The 18,368-nt window shown below is 63.3% G+C and carries 13 protein-coding genes and 2 pseudogenes; 9 read left to right on the top strand and 6 right to left on the bottom strand.

From position 1 onward, the window contains the following. Positions 1 to 86: 86 nt before the first annotated feature. Positions 87 to 3,098 (bottom strand): TonB-dependent receptor, encoded by a 3,012-nt coding sequence (locus ABB34_RS01145; RefSeq protein WP_057639400.1) that lies wholly within the window; start codon positions 3,096 to 3,098, stop codon positions 87 to 89. Here ABB34_RS01145 and ABB34_RS15105 point away from each other — a divergent pair. Continuing rightward, on the top strand, positions 3,097 to 3,315 hold the full coding sequence (locus ABB34_RS15105) for a hypothetical protein (protein WP_152979464.1): 219 nt from the start codon (positions 3,097 to 3,099) through the stop codon (positions 3,313 to 3,315). The genes ABB34_RS01145 and ABB34_RS15105 overlap by 2 nt on opposite strands. Before the next feature lie 165 nt (positions 3,316 to 3,480). On the opposite strand, the gene ABB34_RS01140 is transcribed toward ABB34_RS15105, so the two are convergent. Next, positions 3,481 to 4,545, bottom strand: a complete 1,065-nt coding sequence (locus ABB34_RS01140) for a LacI family DNA-binding transcriptional regulator (RefSeq protein WP_083490013.1) — start codon at positions 4,543 to 4,545, stop codon at positions 3,481 to 3,483. A gap of 196 nt (positions 4,546 to 4,741) precedes the next feature. Between ABB34_RS01140 and ABB34_RS01135 the strand changes: the two genes are divergently transcribed. The 3 genes from ABB34_RS01135 to ABB34_RS01125 are packed head-to-tail and all read left to right on the top strand — an operon-like array spanning position 4,742 to position 9,805. Continuing rightward, the gene (locus ABB34_RS01135; protein ID WP_057639399.1) at positions 4,742 to 7,324 is read left to right on the top strand and encodes a glycoside hydrolase family 3 protein; all 2,583 of its coding nucleotides are present in this window, start codon (positions 4,742 to 4,744) and stop codon (positions 7,322 to 7,324) included. After that, positions 7,321 to 8,337 carry a glycoside hydrolase family 16 protein gene (locus ABB34_RS01130; protein ID WP_211258136.1) on the top strand — a complete coding sequence of 339 codons (1,017 nt, stop codon included), beginning with the start codon at positions 7,321 to 7,323 and terminating at the stop codon, positions 8,335 to 8,337. The genes ABB34_RS01135 and ABB34_RS01130 overlap by 4 nt, the downstream gene beginning before the upstream one ends. Positions 8,338 to 8,368: 31 nt before the next feature. Next, a complete protein-coding gene (locus tag ABB34_RS01125; RefSeq protein ID WP_152979463.1) occupies positions 8,369 to 9,805 on the top strand; it encodes a glycoside hydrolase family 30 protein in 1,437 nt (478 codons plus the stop codon). 105 nt (positions 9,806 to 9,910) lie between these two features. On the opposite strand, the gene ABB34_RS01120 is transcribed toward ABB34_RS01125, so the two are convergent. Both ABB34_RS01120 and bamE read right to left on the bottom strand, forming a co-directional pair. Further along, positions 9,911 to 10,531: a thymidine kinase gene (locus ABB34_RS01120; protein WP_057639397.1), complete on the bottom strand. Its 621-nt coding sequence runs from the start codon at positions 10,529 to 10,531 to the stop codon at positions 9,911 to 9,913. Between the two features lie 182 nt (positions 10,532 to 10,713). Next, positions 10,714 to 11,007, bottom strand: coding sequence for an outer membrane protein assembly factor BamE domain-containing protein (gene bamE, locus ABB34_RS01115; RefSeq protein WP_057639396.1), 294 nt, complete (start codon positions 11,005 to 11,007; stop codon positions 10,714 to 10,716). 543 nt (positions 11,008 to 11,550) lie between these two features. Between bamE and ABB34_RS14720 the strand changes: the two genes are divergently transcribed. The 3 genes from ABB34_RS14720 (at position 11,551) to ABB34_RS14710 (ending at position 15,044) form a co-directional block, all read left to right on the top strand. Further along, positions 11,551 to 11,802, top strand: a complete 252-nt coding sequence (locus ABB34_RS14720) for a helix-turn-helix domain-containing protein (protein WP_083490012.1) — start codon at positions 11,551 to 11,553, stop codon at positions 11,800 to 11,802. 84 nt (positions 11,803 to 11,886) lie between these two features. Continuing rightward, positions 11,887 to 14,229, top strand: coding sequence for a DGQHR domain-containing protein (locus tag ABB34_RS14715; RefSeq protein WP_152979461.1), 2,343 nt, complete (start codon positions 11,887 to 11,889; stop codon positions 14,227 to 14,229). Next, complete coding sequence (locus ABB34_RS14710) at positions 14,226 to 15,044, top strand: DNA adenine methylase (protein WP_083490010.1); 819 nt, start codon at positions 14,226 to 14,228, stop codon at positions 15,042 to 15,044. The genes ABB34_RS14715 and ABB34_RS14710 overlap by 4 nt, the downstream gene beginning before the upstream one ends. 193 nt (positions 15,045 to 15,237) lie before the next feature. Here ABB34_RS14710 and ABB34_RS14705 read toward each other — a convergent pair. Further along, positions 15,238 to 15,375 (bottom strand): annotated as a pseudogene (locus ABB34_RS14705) (JAB domain-containing protein); the annotation flags it as partial. 53 nt (positions 15,376 to 15,428) lie between these two features. Between ABB34_RS14705 and ABB34_RS01100 the strand changes: the two are divergent. Together ABB34_RS01100 and ABB34_RS01095 are read left to right on the top strand one after the other, a co-directional pair. After that, a complete protein-coding gene (locus tag ABB34_RS01100) occupies positions 15,429 to 17,411 on the top strand; it encodes a UvrD-helicase domain-containing protein (protein WP_152979466.1) in 1,983 nt (660 codons plus the stop codon). Between the two features lie 162 nt (positions 17,412 to 17,573). Further along, on the top strand, positions 17,574 to 18,098 hold the full coding sequence (locus tag ABB34_RS01095; protein ID WP_057639410.1) for a GNAT family N-acetyltransferase: 525 nt from the start codon (positions 17,574 to 17,576) through the stop codon (positions 18,096 to 18,098). A gap of 106 nt (positions 18,099 to 18,204) precedes the next feature. Here the strand turns inward: ABB34_RS01095 and ABB34_RS15585 are convergent. Beyond that, positions 18,205 to 18,368, bottom strand: a pseudogene (locus tag ABB34_RS15585) (IS110 family transposase); the annotation flags it as partial.

Below are 18,368 nucleotides of genomic sequence, written 5' to 3'. Positions count from 1 at the left end.
CGGGCCGCCGAAGGAGAGCGTTCGGCGGCCCGATGCCGCCGCCGTGCCGGGAGGGACACGGCGGCAGGTTGCCACGAGATGGTCGGTCAGAACTTGTAGCGCAGGCCGAACATGTAGCGCGGCCCCAGCTGGGTGATGTTGTGCAGCTGGTGCGAGTTGCGACCGCGGCTCCTGAAGTAGGAGTCGGTGAGGTTGATGCCTTCCAGCGACAGCGTGAGGTTGTCGGTGACCTGGTAGCTGACGTTCATGTCCACCTGGCCGTAGGCCTCCACGTAGGTGGGCGTGGTGCCCAGCCCGGCCAGGAACTTGTCGCGCCAGTTGTAGGCCGCGCGCACCTGCCACGGGCCCTTGTCGTAGAACGCGACGAAGTTGGCGGTGTCGCTCAGGCCGGTCATGGCGAACTGGGTGTCCAGCGACGCCACGTCGTAGGTCAGGCCCGAATCGACCATCGTGTAGTTGGCCGCCAGGCCGAAGCCGCTCTCGCCGAACATGTGCTGGATGTTGAACTCCCAGCCGTCCAGCGAATCGGAACGGTTGTTGACCGGCACGCTCATCTTGACCTGCAGCACCGGGTCGCTGTCCAGGCCGCTGATGGTCCCCGACGCCGCGTCCACGCCGGGCTGGCCGTCGAAGTTGGCGAAGATGTAGTCGCGGATGCAGACGCGGTTGGTGGCCGCGCAGCCGCCGGAGATCGCCGCGTTCCAGTAAGCACCGCCGGCCGGCGTGTGCAGGCCCGGGTACGGCGACTGGGTGGTGGTCTGGGTGGCGATGAAGTTGTCGATCTTCTTGTGGAAGTAGCCCACCGACAGGTAGCTGGCGTCGCTGTAGTACCACTCGAAGGACAGGTCGATGTTGCGCGATTCCAGCGGCTTCAGTGCCGGGTCGCCGGCACCGCCGGAGCCGAAGTCGAAGCGGGCCTGGTCGGCGACGCGGGCGGCAGGGTTCATGTCACCCCATTGCGGGCGGCCGATGGTCTCGCCGTAGCTGGCGCGCAGCTTCATGCTGTCGTTGAGCTCGACGGCCATGTCCAGGTTGGGCAGGAAGTAGTCGTACTTGCCGCCCAGGGTGCGGAACTCCGAGCCCGAATAGGCGACGACGAACTCGTTCTCCGAGATCCAGCGGATGCCGGCCGGCGCCGGCTGCTGCGCGGTGGCCTCGACCTCGGTCTTCTCCCAGCGCACGCCCGCGGCGATGTCCACCGGCAGGCCCCAGTCGAAGGTGTTGCTCCACTGCAGGTACAGGCTCTTGGACTTCTCGCGGACGCGGCTGTCGTAGTTGGTGCGGGTCGGCTCGACGCTGCCCGGCACCTGGGTGCCGGCGAAGCTGGTGTCCCAGGCCGGCAGGTAGTCGGCGGCCACGCCGCGGCCGGCGTTCACCCACGCTTGGGTCGCCAGCTGGTGCAGCGTGGCGAAGTCGTACATGAAGATGCCGTCGGTGAAGTTCGGGTCGTTGTGGCCCGAGAAGCTCTTGAAGAAGTTGCCCAGGTTGTATAGCGGCCACACTTCGTCCGGATAGTCGCCGGCATTGGTGGCGCCGCCCCAGGTGTCCAGCTGCACGTGGCTGCCGTACGAATGGTTCTTGTAGTCGGTGGTGGCCAGGCCGAAGTTCAGCTTGGAGTAGTTCTCGAAGCGGAATTCACCGCTGGCCTGCAGCTGGTCGACCTCGGCGCGCTGGTAATTGGCGTCGAAGATCGAGCCGGCGATCATCATCTTCGACGGGTCGGGCTGGGTCAGGCCGTCGGCGAACTCGATGTTGAGGATCGGGAACTTGCCGCTGAAGTCCATGCTGTTGCCGGTGCGGAAGAAGCCCGCGGCGGCCAGCACGTTGTTGTTGCCGTAGGGACTGTCAGGCGAGCTGGTGGCCTTGGAGTGGTGGTAGTCCAGCGCCAGGTCGAAGTTGTCGCGCACGGCCCATTCCACGTTCAGGCCCAGTGAATCGCTCTTGAAGCGGTTGGCGGTGTCCGACGCGCCGTTGGCGAAGTCGGTGACCCACGGGTAGGACTCGTGGTAGGTCAGCGGCGAGGAGCCCGGTGCGTCGGTCCACGAGGTCGCGTCGGGGGTGTAGTTCTGCCACACCGACATGTTGTTGGACTGCGCCTGCACCTTGTTCTGCGCGTAGGTGTAGTCCAGCGTGGTGGTCAGGTCGTCGGTCGGCGCCCACTGCAGGGTCACCTGGCCGTTGGTGCGCTGGCGCTGGAAGCGGTTGATCGTGTACTGCAGGTTCTGCGGCAGCGCGTAGACGTCGTTCGGGCCGGGGCGGTTGACCACGTTCTCCGAACCGGGGGCACCCGGCAGCGGCAGGTTGGAACCGCTGCCTTCGCCGTCGGCGCGCGGGGTGTCGATGAACGAGCGCCAGCCGCCCGGCACGCTGGCCGAGGCCGAGCCGGACTCGCGCTCCTGGTAGCTGGCGCTGACCGCCACGCCGAAGCGGCCGTCGGCCGAGGTGGTGCTGAAGATGCCCGACAGTTCCGGGGTCACCGTGTCGCCGCGCAGGTGCTTGGGCAGGTCGTCGTCGGAGGTGTCCCACACGCCCTTCATGCCGACGCTGGCGCGGGTGCCGGGGTTGTCCAGCGGCCGCGCGGTCTTGATGTTGATGGTGGCACCGAGGCCACCGGCCGGCGCGTCGGCGCGACTGGTCTTGTAGACCTCCACCGCCGAGACCGCCTCGGAGGCGAGGTTGCCGAAGTCGAACGCGCGGCCGCCGGTGACGGTGGGCATCTGCCGGCCGTTGAGCAGCACCAGGTTGAAGTCGGGGCCGATGCCGCGCACCGTCACCTTCGAGCCTTCGCCGTTGTCACGGTCGATCGACACGCCGGAGATGCGCTGCAGCGACTCGGCCAGGTTGGTGTCGGGGAACTTGCCGATGTCCTCGGAGACGATGCCGTCGACGACGCCGGTGGCATCGCGCTTGAGGTTCATCGACGACTGCAGGCTGCTGCGGATGCCGGTGACGGTGATGGTGTCCAGGTCGGTGGCCTGGGGCTCGGACGCGCCGGCCTGGTCGCCCGCCGCGTCCTGGGCCAGGACGGGCGAAGCGAATGCAAGCAGCAGCGCGGAGGTCAACAAACGCCGTTTCGGCGCAACACGTGACTGACTCATGAATTTTCCCTCCCCGGGAATTCAAATGGATTCAGTGGTTCTTGAAGTTGTGTTTTTCGATGTCGTGTTTTCGATGAAGCCCAGCCGGTGGCGGCTGGCGGTTGGATTGGAATGCAATTTGACAGCGTTGTCAAAATTGGCTGGATGGATAGCACCTGCAACTATTCAAGCTATTGAAAACAAAGAAAAATGCTGTTTTTGCGACGCAGCAGGATGAATCGGCGCCGGGTGCGGCGGCATGACAGCGGAAGCAATTGCGGTGCGGGCCGTCCGACCCGCATGGGGCGTTACCGGGGAAGCCCGTGCCGGGCAAGCCCGGCACCTACGGGGGCGGTAGGGTCGGCAAGGACGAAGGCAGGGCAGGCCTCGTGCCGTGGTGGACTCAGGCGGGTGCCGGGCCGGTGGAGCGGCGGACCTGCAGCGTATAGAGCACGTCGACCACGCCGCCGCTGCCCATCTCGCGGATTTCCTTTATCAGTTCCAGCCCGGCGAGCCGGCCCATCTCGCGCGTGGGCTGCCGCACCGTGGTCATCGCCGGGTAGATCTGGCGGGAGATCGGCGTGTCGTCGAAGCCGCAGACGGAGACGTCGCCCGGCACGGAGAGGCCGCGCTCGCAGACGGCGCTGATGACGCCGGCGGCCATGTCGTCGTTGGCGGCGAAGATGGCGGTGGGCCGCTCGGGCAGGTCCAGCAGGAGGTTGGCGCCGGCGTAGCCCGATTCGTAGGAGAACTCGCCGTCGATCACCAGCGAGCCGTCGTAGCGCAGCCCGGCGCGGCGCAGGCCCTCGCGGTAGCCGGCCAGGCGCCACATGCTGGCGCCGTGCGCGGCGTGGCCCTTGATGTGGGCGATGCGGGTGTGGCCGAGCGAGGCCAGGTGCGCCATCAGCGCGCAGACCGCGCCGATCTCGTCGACGACCACGCCGACGTGGCGGTTCTGTTCCTTGGCCGAGATGCTCGAATGGGGAATACCCAAGGCGACGAGCCGTTCCAGCAGCGCGGTGTCGTCGGTGAGCGGCGGGGTGAGCACGATGCCATCCAGCTGCGACTGCATGATCAGCGACTCGACCTTGTCCACGATGTCGCCGGCGTCGTAGACCAGCGGCGCCAGCATCAGGTTGTAGTGCTGCGCCTGGCAGGCGTCGAGCACGCCCAGCTCGATCTCCATCAGGTAGTTGGAGGAGGGGTTGTCGAACAGCATCGCCACCAGGTACGAGCGCCGCCCGGCCAGCGTCCGCGCCGAGGGCAACGGGCGGTAGCGCAGCTTCTCCACCGCCGCCTCGACCAGCTTGCGGGTACGCTCGGACACGTTGGGCTCGTGGTTGAGCACCCGCGAGACGGTCTTCATCGATACACCGGCCATTGCCGCCACGTCCTCGATGCGCACGCGCCCGGCCTTGCCTGCCGATGCTTGCGTGGGTTCAGCCACCGCCCGATTCTTGCCAGTCATGTCGTTTCCGGTTCCCGCCAGGCCCGTGCCATCGCACCTGGATACAGGTGCAACTCTATCCGCATGCGGCATGCCGCTGTGCAGCAAGCCATCGTGGCGGACTGGCGCTATTCTGCCTGCTGCCTGACAACGCTGTCATGGTGTCCTGCACAAAATCGTGCATTCCCCGTCCTCCCGCCCAGGAAGCCCGCCGCCCATGAAGCCTCGCCTCCCGCACTCCCGCCCGTCCGTCCCCGGCCGCCGCCTGCGCCCGCTTTCGCTGTGCGCCGCGCTGGCACTGGCCTGCATGCCGGCCCTCGCTCCGCCGCCCGTTTCCGCCGCCGAAGCCGGCGTCGGCTCGATCGACCCGGCGCACTGGCCGCAACCGGCGTGGCCGCTGGCCGCGGACCCGGCACTGGAGCGGCGCATCGATGCACTGATGGCCACGATGACGCTGGAGGAAAAGGTCGGCCAGATCGTGCAGGGCGACATCGCCAGCATCACCCCCGACGACGTGCGCAAGTACCGGCTCGGCTCGATCCTGGCCGGTGGCGGCTCCGACCCCGGCGGCAAGTACAACGCCCCGCCCAAGGACTGGCTGGCGCTGGCCGACGCGTTCTGGGAAGCGTCGATGGATACCCGCGGCGGCGGCAAGGCGATCCCGATCATCTGGGGCATCGACGCCATGCACGGCCAGAGCAACGTGGTCGGCGCCACCCTGTTCCCGCACAACGTCGGCCTCGGTGCCACCCGCGACCCTGAGTTGCTGCGCGAGATCGCCCGCATCACCGCCATCGAAACCCGCACCACCGGCATGGAATGGACCTTCGCGCCGACCGTGGCGGTGCCGCAGGACGACCGCTGGGGCCGCGCCTACGAAGGCTATTCGGAAGACCCGGCGCTGGTGGCCAGCTACGCCGGCGTGTTCGTCGAAGGATTGCAGGGCAAGGCCGGCGCGCCGGACTTCCTCGACGACCACCACGTGATGACCACGGTCAAGCACTTCCTCGGCGATGGCGGCACCGACAACGGCAAGGACCAGGGCGACACCACGGTCAGCGAAGCGCAACTGCGCGACATCCACGCCGCCGGCTACGTGCCGGCGGTCGCCGCCGGTGCGCAGTCGGTGATGGCCTCGTTCAACAGCTTCCACGGCGAGAAGATGCACGGCCACAAGCCGCTGCTGACCGATGTGCTCAAAGAACGCATGCACTTCGGCGGCTTCGTCGTCGGCGACTGGAACGGCCACGGCCAGGTCAAGGGCTGCAGCAACACCGACTGCGCGCAGACCTACATCGCCGGGTTGGACATGGCGATGGCGCCGGACAGCTGGAAGGGCATGTACGAAAGCACCCTGGCCCACGCCAAGGACGGGACGTTGCCGATGGCGCGGCTGGACGACGCGGTGCGCCGCATCCTGCGCGCCAAGTTCCGCATGGGCCTGTTCGAGAAGCCCCGGCCATCGGCGCGCGCACTGGGCGGCAAGTTCGAGCTGCTGGGCGCGCCGGAACACCGCGCGGTGGCGCGGCAGGCGGTGCGCGAATCGCTGGTGCTGCTGAAGAACCAGGGTGGCGTGCTGCCGCTGGCGCCGAAGCAGCATGTGCTGGTGGCCGGCGACGGCGCCGACAACATGGCCAAGCAGGCCGGCGGCTGGACCCTGACCTGGCAGGGCGACGGCACCAAGCGCGTCGACTTCCCCAATGCCGACACCATCTGGGACGGCATGAAGGCACAGGTGGAAGCGGCCGGCGGCAAGGCCGAACTGGCCGTCGATGGCGCCTACAAGAGCAAGCCGGACGTGGCGGTGGTGGTGTTCGGCGAGGAACCCTACGCCGAGTTCCAGGGCGACCTGCCCGACCTGATGTTCAAGGGCGGCAAGTCCGGCGACCTCGAACTGATCCGCAGGCTCAAGGCCGACGGCATCCCGGTGGTGGCGGTGTTCCTCAGCGGCCGCCCGTTGTGGATGAACCGCGAGATCAACGCCGCCGACGCCTTCGTCGCCGCATGGCTGCCCGGTTCGGAAGGCGCCGGCGTCGCCGACGTACTGCTGCGCAAGCCCGACGGCAGCGTGCAGCACGACTTCCACGGCAAGCTGAGCTTCTCCTGGCCGCGCCGCGCCGACCAGTACGCCAACAACGTCGGCCAGAAGGACTACGACCCGCAGTTCGCCTACGGCTACGGCCTGACCTATGCCGACGACGGCAACCTGCCGGCGCTGTCCGAAGACCCGGGCATCGACCCCAATGCCTCGCGCACCAGCACCTGGTTCGACCGCGGCGTGGCCACCACCGGCCTGACCCTGCGCCTGACCGGCGCCGACGGCGAGGCGATGGACGTCGTGCATCCCAACGTCGTCACCACCGATGGTTCGGTGACGATGGCCGCGGTCAACACCGAGGTGCAGGAAGGCGCGCGCCAGTTCGACTTCAAGGGCGCAGGCGTCGTCGAGTTGCGCTCGAACACGCCGCTGGACCTGGTGCGCGAAACCAACGGCGACGTGCTGGTGATCGCCAACGTGCGGGTCGATGCATTGCCGGCCGGCGCGCAGGTGGGCTACGTCGCCAGCTGCGGCGAAGGCTGCCGCGGCGAACTGGCCATCGGCGAGGCGCTGGCGCAGCTGCCGCGCGGCGAATGGGCGCGGCTGGGCGTGCCGCTCAAGTGCCTGCGCGGCGCCGGCATCGACACCGGCAAGCTGGACATGCCGTTCGCCCTGCGCGGCAGCGCCGGCCTGCGCCTGTCGCTGGCCAAGGTGAGCATCGGTACCGACTACGAGCGCAAGGTCGAGTGCCCGGCGCCGTGAGCCCGCGGCCGCTGCTGCTGGTGGCGGCATTCCTGACCGGTGGCGGCGCGCAGGCGTCGCCAACGGGTTGGGAGCTGGTCTGGCAGGACGAGTTCGACGGCACCAGCATCGACCCGGCGAAATGGGAGCTGGAAGACAACTGCTGGGGCGGCGGCAACCACGAACGGCAGTGCTATACCCCGCGCCGCGACCGCGAGCCGGGCGCCAACGCCTGGCTCGCCGACGGCCTGCTGCATATCGCCGCCCGCCGCGAGGACTGGACCGGGCCGGCGTCGCCGGACGGCCGTGGCGATGCCACCGCCACCCTGCCGTACACCTCGGCGCGGCTGCGCACCAAGGGCCGGCAGGCGTGGACGTTCGGCCGCTTCGAGATCCGCGCCAAGCTGCCGGCCGGACAGGGCAGCTGGCCGGCCATCTGGATGCTGCCCACCGGTTCGCCCTACGGCGGCTGGGCCGCTTCCGGCGAGATCGACATCATGGAAGCGGTGAATCTGGGCTCCCCTTCGGACATGCCCGGCGCCGCCCCCGGCACCCCGGAAACGCGGGTGCACGGCACGTTGCACTACGGTCGCCGACCACCCGGCAACGTGCATGCCGGCACGTGGTACGCATTGCCCGATGGCGCCAACCCGGCCGACGATTTCCACGTCTACGCGCTGGAATGGGAGCAGGACGAGATCCGCTGGTACGTCGATGGCGTGCACTACGCCAGCCAGCACGCCGGACACTGGTATTCGCAGCGGCAGGACGCGCAGGGCAACTGGATCGACGCCCCGCCCGGCGCCCCGTTCGACGTCGCCTCGAAGTTCCACCTGCTGCTCAACCTCGCCGTCGGCGGCGACTGGGCCGGCACGGTCAACGCCACCGGCATCGACCCGCGCGCCTACCCGCAGACGATGCGGGTGGACTATGTGCGCGTCTACCGCTGCAGCGCCGGCCATGCGGACGGCAGCGGTTGCGCCACCCGCGACCCGGCGGCGAAGCAGGTGATTCCCGAAACACCGAAACCGTAGATGCGGGGCTTGCCCCGCACGAGGAGCCAAGATGAAAACCATGCTGATGATGTCCCTGCTGGCGATGGCGTTGCCCGCGCAGGCCGGGGAACGACTGGACCGGACCGGCGAGGCGGTGGTCGTGTACACCACCGCGCAGGGCGCGACGCGGCAGATGGTCCGCAGCCAGGTGGCGGCATTGTCCGAAGGCCATGCGCTGACCGAAGTGGAAAACTCGGTGTTCGTCGAACCGGGCCGCCGTTTCCAGACATTCCTCGGCATCGGCGGGGCCATCACCGACGCCACCGCCGAAACCTTCGCCAAGCTGGACGACGCACGCCAGGCGGAGCTGCTGCGCGCCTATTACGATCCCGGGCAGGGCATCGGCTACACCCTGGCGCGCACCACCATCCACAGCTCGGATTTCAGCAGCGGCAGCTACACCTACATCGCCGAAGGCGATGCGTCGCTCGCCAGCTTTTCCGTCGAGCATGACCGCAGGTACCGCATCCCGATGATCAAGCGCGCGATCGCGGCGGCAGGCGGCACGCTGCCGCTGATGGCCAGCCCGTGGAGCGCGCCGGCGTTCATGAAGGACAGCAAGGACATGCTCCACGGCGGCAAGCTGCTGCCGCAGTACGCGGACGCGTGGGCGAAGTACTACGTCAAGTTCCTCGACGCCTACCAGGCCGAGGGCATCCCGGTCTGGGCGATCAGCCTGCAGAACGAGCCGATGGCCAAGCAGACGTGGGAGTCGATGCTGTTCACCGCCGAGGAGGAGCGCGATTTCCTCAAGAACCACCTCGGCCCGACGATCAAGGCCAGCGCACACGCCGATACCAGGATCGTCGTGTGGGACCACAACCGCGACATGATGGTCCACCGTGCCAACGTGATCTTCGGTGACCCGGAGGCGGCACAGTACGCTTGGGGCATGGGCTTCCACTGGTACGAAACCTGGGCCGGCTTCGAGCCCATGTTCGACAACGTGGCGCGCGTGCATGACGCATGGCCGGACAAGGTGCTGTTGCTGACCGAAGCGACGGTGGAGAAGTTCGACTGGTCGCAGGTGCAGCGCTGGGCCAACGGCGAACGCTACGGCACGTCCATCATCCACGACCTCAACAACGGCGCGTCGGCCTGGATCGACTGGAACATGCTGCTCGACGAAACCGGCGGCCCGAACCACGTCGGCAACTACTGCTTCTCGCCGGTCCATGCCGACACCCGCAGCGGCGAGCTGGTCTACACCCCGAGCTACTGGTACATCGGCCATTTCTCGAAGTTCCTGCGCCCGGGCGCGCAGCGCGTGAGCGCGGCCAGCAGCCGCAGCAACCTGCTGGCGACGGCCTTCGTCAATGCCGATGGCACGCTGGCGACGGTGGTGATGAACCCGACCGGGCAGCCGATCACGTACAACTATTACGTGGGAACCGCCTCGACCCGGATCACCATTCCCGCGCACGGCATCCAGACGCTGCTGCGCTGATCAGGCCGTGGATGCGGGGCGTGCCCCGCGTGGGGCTGTCCCGGCGAGGCTTCATGCGGGGCACGCCCCGCATCCACGAAACCCCGTGCGGGGCATGCCCCGCACCTACAGCGGCAACGGCGCCTGCATCGGCTCGATGCGGCCCTCGCCGCGGGTGATCTTCTTGAACTCGGCGCGGCTGACCGACACGTAGCGCTCGTTGCCGCCGATCTCCACCTGCGGCCCGTCCTGCACGGCGAAGCCGTTTTCGTCCACGCGCACGGTCATCGTCGCCTTCTTGCCGCTGTGGCAGATGGTCTTGATCTCCTGCATTTCGTCGGCCCACGCCAGCAGGTACTGGCTGCCCTCGAACAGCTCGCCGCGGAAATCGGTACGCAGCCCGTAGCACAGCACCGGGATGCGCAGCTGGTCGACCACCTCGCTCAACTGCCATACCTGCGCCTTGCTCAGGAACTGCGCCTCGTCCACCAGCACGCAGCCGAGCCTGCCATGCGTGGCGATGTCGCCTTCGACCAGTTTCTGCAGGTCGGTGGCATGGTCGAAGGCGGTGGCCTCGGCCTGCAGGCCGATCCGCGAGGCGACGGTGCCGCTGCCGGCACGATGGTCCAGCCGCGGGGTCAGGATCGCCACCCGCATGCCGCGTTCGCGGTAGTTGTGCGCCGACTGCAGCAGGGTGGTGGTCTTCCCGGCGTTCATCGCCGAATAGTATAAGTAGAGCTTAGCCACCAGATGACTCCGTAAGCTATTGATAATTTGGAGTTATATCGACTGATGGCGGTATCTTAATTCATTGATACCGTCACCAATACCGTCACCTAGCGACGCTGCCCCCTTTTTCAGAGCGTTTTGGAGGAAACCGGACGCATGTCATCCATTTTGCCAGCTATGGCACGCGCCCGGCGAGGGTCTTACTTGAAGGAATCCGGGATGCTCGGTGCCTCGACTACACGACCATCTTGGAAGATCACCGACACCGACTTGCTATCAACAGAAAACGCTCCCGCTTTGGCATAGCTCCAGACCCAGACTTGATTCTGGCCCCTTGCCGTCACCGACATGGGCTTGCCCATGAGTTGGACGACTTCCTGCTCGGTCATCCCGACGCGAATCTGACGGGCTTGCGAGAAGTCGAACTTGGTTCCTGCCGTTGCGCAGGCCGTGAGGAGCAGGCTGGCCAGCAGTAAAGCAAAGACCTTCTTCATGTCATCTCCAATTCTTCTGTCCGTATCAATGCGCGCTTGCAGGGGCCTTAGCGGCTATCCCTGAGCCTCTCTAGGTGCTTCAACACGCTTCCGATCTTGGACAGCAAGAAGCCGAAGAAAACGCCATTCAGACCAGACGCCACATAGAACCCGATCAACGTGGTGTTCCAGACCTTCTTCGTGCTGTACGGTCCATCCGGCAACTCATACTGTCCAAACAAGAAGATGCAGATCGCGGCACCCACGATGCTTAGCCAGATGATTGCTTGCCCGATCAACGCCGCGTAATCCCCCTCCGTCGTTAGCGCACCATCCCCAGCGGTTGCCTCCGTAGCGTGCGGCTGCGCAGGCGTGACAGGCCGTGGTAGAGCTTCGATGCACTTGCTGCATAGGTCGGACATGATGCCTGCCTGCTCTACGCCGCACGACTTACAGATAGCCATAAATTCCCCCTTGCCTCGGTTGTAGGGATGTCCCCAGTCCCATTTTCGCAGACTATAGTCCGTCGTACTATAGTCACATGATCCCTAATGTCGGCCGTCAATGGCGACCGACAGCAAATCCGTACAAAAAGCCTTTGGCGAGGCGCTACGGGAGGTGCGTGCTGGTCGTGGGCTTTCACAGCAAGATCTAGCTTTGGAAAGCGAACTTGACCGGACTTACATCTCGTTGCTTGAACGTGGCTTGCGACAGCCGACGATAACCACGCTGATCGCACTCGCAGATGCACTTGATGTGGATCCAACCATCCTCGTTAAGAGGACAACATTGCTCTTGAACAAGAGCGAGAGCTGACAGTTCTACGGTTGTCTCAGCAACTCGGAGCCTCTCTCAGTAACTGTATTAGGTAAGGCTTGGCAGGAAATATCGGGGGAAATCGTGGCGAAACTTAAGGACGGGGAATCAAAATCTGAGGCACTGCTCTATCCACTTCTGGATAAGGCCGTTTCTCTACGCAAGGAATATCGCCGACGTAACACCAAGTTCGACCAGAAACGAATCAAATCTCCAGAGATCGACGAACATCTTTCCTCCGGCTGGATAATCCACAAGAAGCAAAAGGGAGTCGCTGTCGTCAGGCGGGAAAAAAAGATTGACGAACGCCTAGAGAATCTCTGGTGGGTCCTGCTCTACAAGATGGGCTATACGGAGCTAAATTCCGGGCGAAAGTTCCGAATCAAGCTCAAGCGGCGAAACAACCAAGAAGGTGAGAAGCAGATTGATGTATTCGCTTCGGATGACGAGACCGTCATCGTCGCAGAATGCAAATCAAGCGAGCGCCTGAAGAGGCGCAGCCTTCAGAAAGACATTGAAGAATTTGGCGCTTTGAAAGGTGACATTGCCGCATCAATAAGATCCTTCTACGGCAAAGACTACAAGCCCAAGATTCTTTGGTTCTTCGTCACCGAAAACATCATTTGGCCGGAAGAAGACATTGCACGAGCCAATGCCCACAAGATCAAGCAAGTTACGGAGATCGAACTTCCTTATTACACGCAGCTTGCTGATCACCTTGGGAAAGCCGCGCGCTTTCAGTTTCTGGCTGAGTTCCTGAAGGATCAATCGATCCCAGAAATGAAGGACACCAAGGTTCCGGCAACCCGAGGAAAGCTTGGCGGAAAGTATTTCTACTCATTTGTCACAACCCCCCGACATCTACTGAAGATTGCTTTCGTCAACCACAGAACACTGGATGACCCGGAAGGTCATCCCACCTATCAGAGACTTATTCAGAAGTCACGGCTTAAGGCCATAGGCAAATTCATCTCAGATGGCGGATTCTTCCCAAACAATCTACTGATCAATTTTGTTAAGGCTCCCCGCTTTGACATTCTGCAGAAAGACACCATCACAGATGTTCATTTCGGGAATCTGTATCTACCTAGCACGTACAAGTCTGCATGGATAATTGACGGACAGCATCGCCTTTATGGCTATGCAGGGCTTCCAGAAGAGTATTTAGATCAGAAGCTTGTAGTTGTTGCTTTTGAAGGAATATCGAAAGAAGAAGAAGCCAATATGTTCGTGACGATAAATCACGAACAGAAGTCCGTTCCTAAGAATCTATTAGACGACCTAGAAGGCCAACTAAAATGGGGATCTGATAATCCTGGCGAGAGGATCGGCGCACTCGCTGCAAGAGTAATTCATCAGATGAACCGGGAGCTTTCAAGCCCACTTTATGGCCGTTTCTCCGCTGAAGGAATACGTGGAACACCAAGGGTGTGTCTAACCGTTCCGCAAGTGAAACTTGGCCTAAAGCGTTCTGGTCTGCTTGGACAGGTTGCGCTTCGTACACACTACGAACCGGGCGCTCTTTGCGGATCTACCGACAATGCCACCCTGCAAAGGGCCATCAAGATCCTAAACGGATACTTCCGTCAGATCCAAGAAGCAGCAGTTTCAAGATGGGAATCCGGGCGTCCCGGAAAGCTTTGTACAAATGAATCAGTACAGGCATTGACTTTGCTTCTAGCAGAGTTGATCAAGTACATCGAGAAGGACACCACAAAGCCACTTCATTCTCATACCGAACAACAGGTTCTAGCACTCATCAGCGAGCACATCACTCCGCTCTTGGACTTCCTGCAATCAGGAGATGCCGAGGTGGATGCGCTGCTTAGCGTTCAATTCGGCAGCGGTGGACCGAGAGAACTATTGCTTCGCTTCGCAAAAGTAATGAAGAAGTCGTATCCGAATTTCGAGCCTGATGGATATGAAAACTGGGCACTAAGTCAGTCTGAGGAATTGCGGCGAGCCGCAGATGAGCAAGTGCAGAAGATCAACATGATTGTTCAAAAGCATATCTTCTCCGTGTTCCGTCGTATGTATGGCGATGAGAAAAGCGCCTACTGGGAGAGGGGCATCTTGAGTAAAGAGATCAAAAGCAGGGCTTATACAAAGTCACAGGACGTTGAAATTGATGCACGACTTCCGCTTGAAGCCTATTTGGACTTTATTGAGTTTAAATCCATCGTCGAACACAAAGAGCGCTGGCAGCTGTTCAAGGATGTTTTTGACATCCCTGTTGACGGCGAGAAGGGGCAGGCAAAGAACCTCAAATGGATGGACAGGTTCAATGAAATACGCCGCATACCCGCACACGCCGCAGAAGGGCGCAATTACAAAGCGGAAGATTTTCCATTCTTGGAGTCAGTCATCGACATCCTGAAGTCTCGCATTGATGACTTTGACTACGACAGCATTACGAGCCAGCAATGAACACCTCTATTACTAGCATAACGCCATTTCTTAAATGGGCAGGCGGAAAGCGCTGGCTCTTGCGTTCGCACAAGATGGCCTTTGATCTAACGGGCATAGATCGATATGTCGAGCCATTTGTTGGCAGCGGGGCTGTTTTTTTTAGCCTGCAGCCGAAGCGAGCACTACTAAACGACGCCAATGCTGAACTGATCGAGACATACAAGGCCATCAAATCCGATTGGAAATCTGTGTTGGACTTGCTTCGCAAGCACCAACGTTCCCATAGTGATGACTACTACTATCAGGTACGCGATTCTGCGCCGACCGCCCAAGCGACTAGGGCAGCTCGCTTCATCTATTTGAATCGAACTTGCTTCAATGGTCTTTACCGCGTCAATCGTCGTGGCGAATTTAATGTTCCAAGAGGAACAAAAAATAGTGTTCTACTGGACTCTGACGACTTTGAACTCATTTCGCGGCAGCTATCTAGAGTCACCCTGCAATCTGGTGATTTTGAAGGTGTAGTTGACCAGTGCGGTAGCGGGGACTTCATTTATGCAGACCCCCCCTACACCGTTAAGCACAATAACAATGGATTCATCAAATACAATGAGAAGTTGTTCTCTTGGTCAGATCAGGAACGCCTAAAAGACGCACTCGTACGAGCCACAGACCGTGGCGCTAGAGTGCTCGTCAGCAATGCTGATCACCCTTCAATTCGAGAACTTTATGCAGATGCAACCTGCGCCATCGTTGAGCGCCATAGCGTTATGGCATCAGAGTCGGAGCGTCGCAAACTGACCACAGAGCTTCTGATCAGCGTTGGGCGTTAGCTGAAGAGGCACAGACTCACTGCGGCAGAGCCAGGGATGCTGCTTTGCAATCGCTTGCCGTGTGATTCGTTGGCGTAAACCTGATCGAATGTAGATAGTGATAAGTATTTGTTATCGCTATCTTTTGCCTGCATGACACCCCGTGGATGGGGATTCCTCGACGGCTCAGGCACGGGATGCGCATACAGCATGCTCATACCCACCCCCGCGCAGCCAAGCTCGTGCATCCTTTTGCGGTGACCACGAAATGATCAAGAAGCCGAACATCCAGCAGTGACAATGCTTGCTTTAGTTGCGCAGTAACGGCGCGATCCGCCGCCGATGGTTCCGGGCGGTCGCGGCCGATGGCTTACACTGCCGCCCTGCGACAGACCCGACCCCATGCTGGACTCCCTCAACCCCCCCCAACGCGCGGCGGTGCTGCACACCGAAGGCCCCCTGCTGGTGCTGGCCGGTGCCGGCAGCGGCAAGACCCGCGTGATCGTGGAGAAGATCGCCCACCTGATCGGCAGTGGCCGCTACCCCGCCCGCCGCATCGCCGCGATCACCTTCACCAACAAGTCGGCCAAGGAAATGCGCGAGCGCGTGGGCAAGCGCCTGCGCGGCGAGCAGGCCGAGGACGTGACGATCTGCACCTTCCACGCGCTGGGCCTGAAGTTCCTGCAGATCGAGCACGCGGCGGTGGGGCTGAAGCGCGGCTTCTCGATCTTCGATGCCGACGATGCGGCGGCGCAGGTCAAGGACCTGCTCGGCGGCAGCAACGCCAAGCCCGACGACATCGAGGACATGAAGAACCTGATCTCGCGCGCGAAGAACGCCGGCCTCTCGCCCGAGCAGGCGATGGCCGCCGCGCGCAGCAGCCGCGAGAAGAACGCGGCGATGGTCTACGAGCTGTATCAGGCGCGGCTCACCGCCTTCAACGCGGTGGATTTCGACGACCTGATCCGCCTGCCGGTGCAGGTGCTGGAAGAAAACCCGGACATCGCCGTGGCCTGGCGCGAGCGCATCGGCTACCTGCTGGTGGACGAATGCCAGGACACCAACGACGCCCAGTATCGCCTGCTCAGGCAGTTGGCCGGCGAGCGCGGCAACTTCACCTGCGTGGGCGACGACGACCAGAGCATCTACGCCTGGCGTGGCGCCAACCCCGAGAACCTGCAGCAGATGGGCCGCGACTACCCGGCCCTGCAGATCATCAAGCTGGAACAGAACTATCGCTGCTCCAACCGCGTGCTGCGCGCGGCCAACGCGCTGATCGCGCACAACCCGCACGAACACCTGAAGACGCTGTGGTCGGACCAGGCCGACGGCGAGCGCATCCGCGTGTGGGAATGCCGCAACAGCGAGCACGAGGCGGAAAAGGTGGCCGCCGAGATCCAGTTCATCGCCACCAGCCGGCGCGTGCCGTGGGGCGATTTCTGCATCCTGTTCCGCGGCAATTTCCAGAGCCGGCCGCTGGAAAAAGCGATGCAGTTGGTCGGCGTGCCCTACCACCTGACCGGTGGCACCGTGTTCCTGGAACGGCAGGAAGTGAAGGACACGCTGGCATGGCTGCGGCTGCTGGTGAACCCGGACGACGACACCGCCTTCATGCGCGCGGTGCAGGCGCCCAAGCGCGACGTCGGCGCCGGCACATTGGCGAAACTGGCCGAGCTGGCATCGGAAAAGGGCATGTCGATGGCGCAGGCGGCCGAGGCGATGGGCGCGCTGGCGCAGCTGCCGCCGCGCGCGGCCAACAGCCTGAGCCGCTTCACCGACATCCTGCGCGCGCTGCGCATGGACATGCGCCAGAGTTCCTCCGGCGACCTGGTGCGGCGCGTGGCCAAGGATTCGGGCCTGCTGGCCGAATTGCGCCACCAGGCCAAGGACACCGCCGGCTACGAGCGCCGCGCCAACAACCTCGAAGAGCTGGCGGCGTGGTTCGAGAACGGCCCGCGTGGCGCCAGCGCCGCCGACATGGCCGCGCAGCTGGCGCTGATCTCGCGCAACGACAAGGACGACGGCGGCAACCAGGTGCGGATGATGACCCTGCATGCGTCCAAGGGCCTGGAGTTCCCCTATGTGTTCATCGTCGGCTGCGAGGACGGCGTGCTGCCGCACCAGGTCAGCCTCGATGAAGGCACGTTGCAGGAAGAACGGCGGCTGCTTTATGTCGGCATCACCCGCGCCAAGATTCAACTGTGGATGAGCTACAGCCGCCTCACCCGCAAGTTCGGCGAACACGTGCGCCTGAAGCCCAGCCGCTTCTTCGACGAACTGCCGGCGGCGGAGATCCAGCGCGACGGCGCCGACCCGGTGGCCGATGCGGCGCACAAGCAGGAACGCGCGAAGGCGGGCTTGGCGGCGATACAGGCGCTGTTCGACTGAGGCGGAGACGGTGGGGCCTGCGGATGGTGGTGGGGCACGACCCTTGGTCGTGTCGCATTGGCCGCAACCCGCCCGAATGTGCCGACCAACGGTCGGCACCCACCAGCCCCGCCGTTCCCTTGCTGGTGCGATGCTGCACGAAGATGAACGATGACGGGGCGCATGATGCTGATCGAAACCGAACGCCTGCGGCTGCGCCTGCTGCGCGATGACGACGGCGACGCCGCGGCGATGCTGGAGCTGCTCAACGAGCCGGGCTTCCACCGCCATATCGGCGACCGCGGCATCCGCACGCTGGAACAGGCGCGCGAGTGCGTCCGCAATGGCCCGATGGTGAGCTACGAGCGGCACGGCTACGGCATGTATGCCATCGAGCGGCGTGGCGATGGCGCATGGCTGGGCAATGCCGGGCTGGTGCATCGCGCCGCGTTGCCGCACCCGGATATCGGCTATGCACTGCTGGAGCGCCATGCGGGGCAGGGCTATGCGCTGGAAGCGGCGCGCGGGGTGTTGGCCCATGCGCGCGGAACGCTCGGATTGGGCCGCCTGTGCGCGATCGTCGCACCGGGCAACGCACGTTCGATCGCGCTGCTGCACAAGCTGGATTTCCGTGCCAACGGTAGTGTCCGCCTGCCCGGCAAGGATGAAACGCTGCTGCTCTACCTCAACAAACCCGCAAGCCGGTAGGTCGGGGCTACGTCCCCGACGCGCGGGGTGACGGGATGCAAGCGTCGGGGGTGTAACCCCGACCTACCTTAGCTGTGCAGGGGTGATGTAGGAGTCAACTGTCATTTCATGCAGAGCTTCCTTTTGGGTACCAAGGCAGGTTGTCGCGCTGCATGGCGTTGAGCATGGTGAGGTACTTGCGCATGCAGGCGGTGACGGCGAGTTTTTTGGGTTTGCCAGCCTCCACCAGCCGTCGGTAGGTTTCGGCCACAGGTGTGGGACACGGGATGG

Origin of the sequence: Stenotrophomonas daejeonensis (assembly GCF_001431505.1) — a bacterium.
Taxonomy (GTDB): domain Bacteria; phylum Pseudomonadota; class Gammaproteobacteria; order Xanthomonadales; family Xanthomonadaceae; genus Stenotrophomonas; species Stenotrophomonas daejeonensis.
This window is presented reverse-complemented; position numbering and strand designations above follow the sequence as displayed.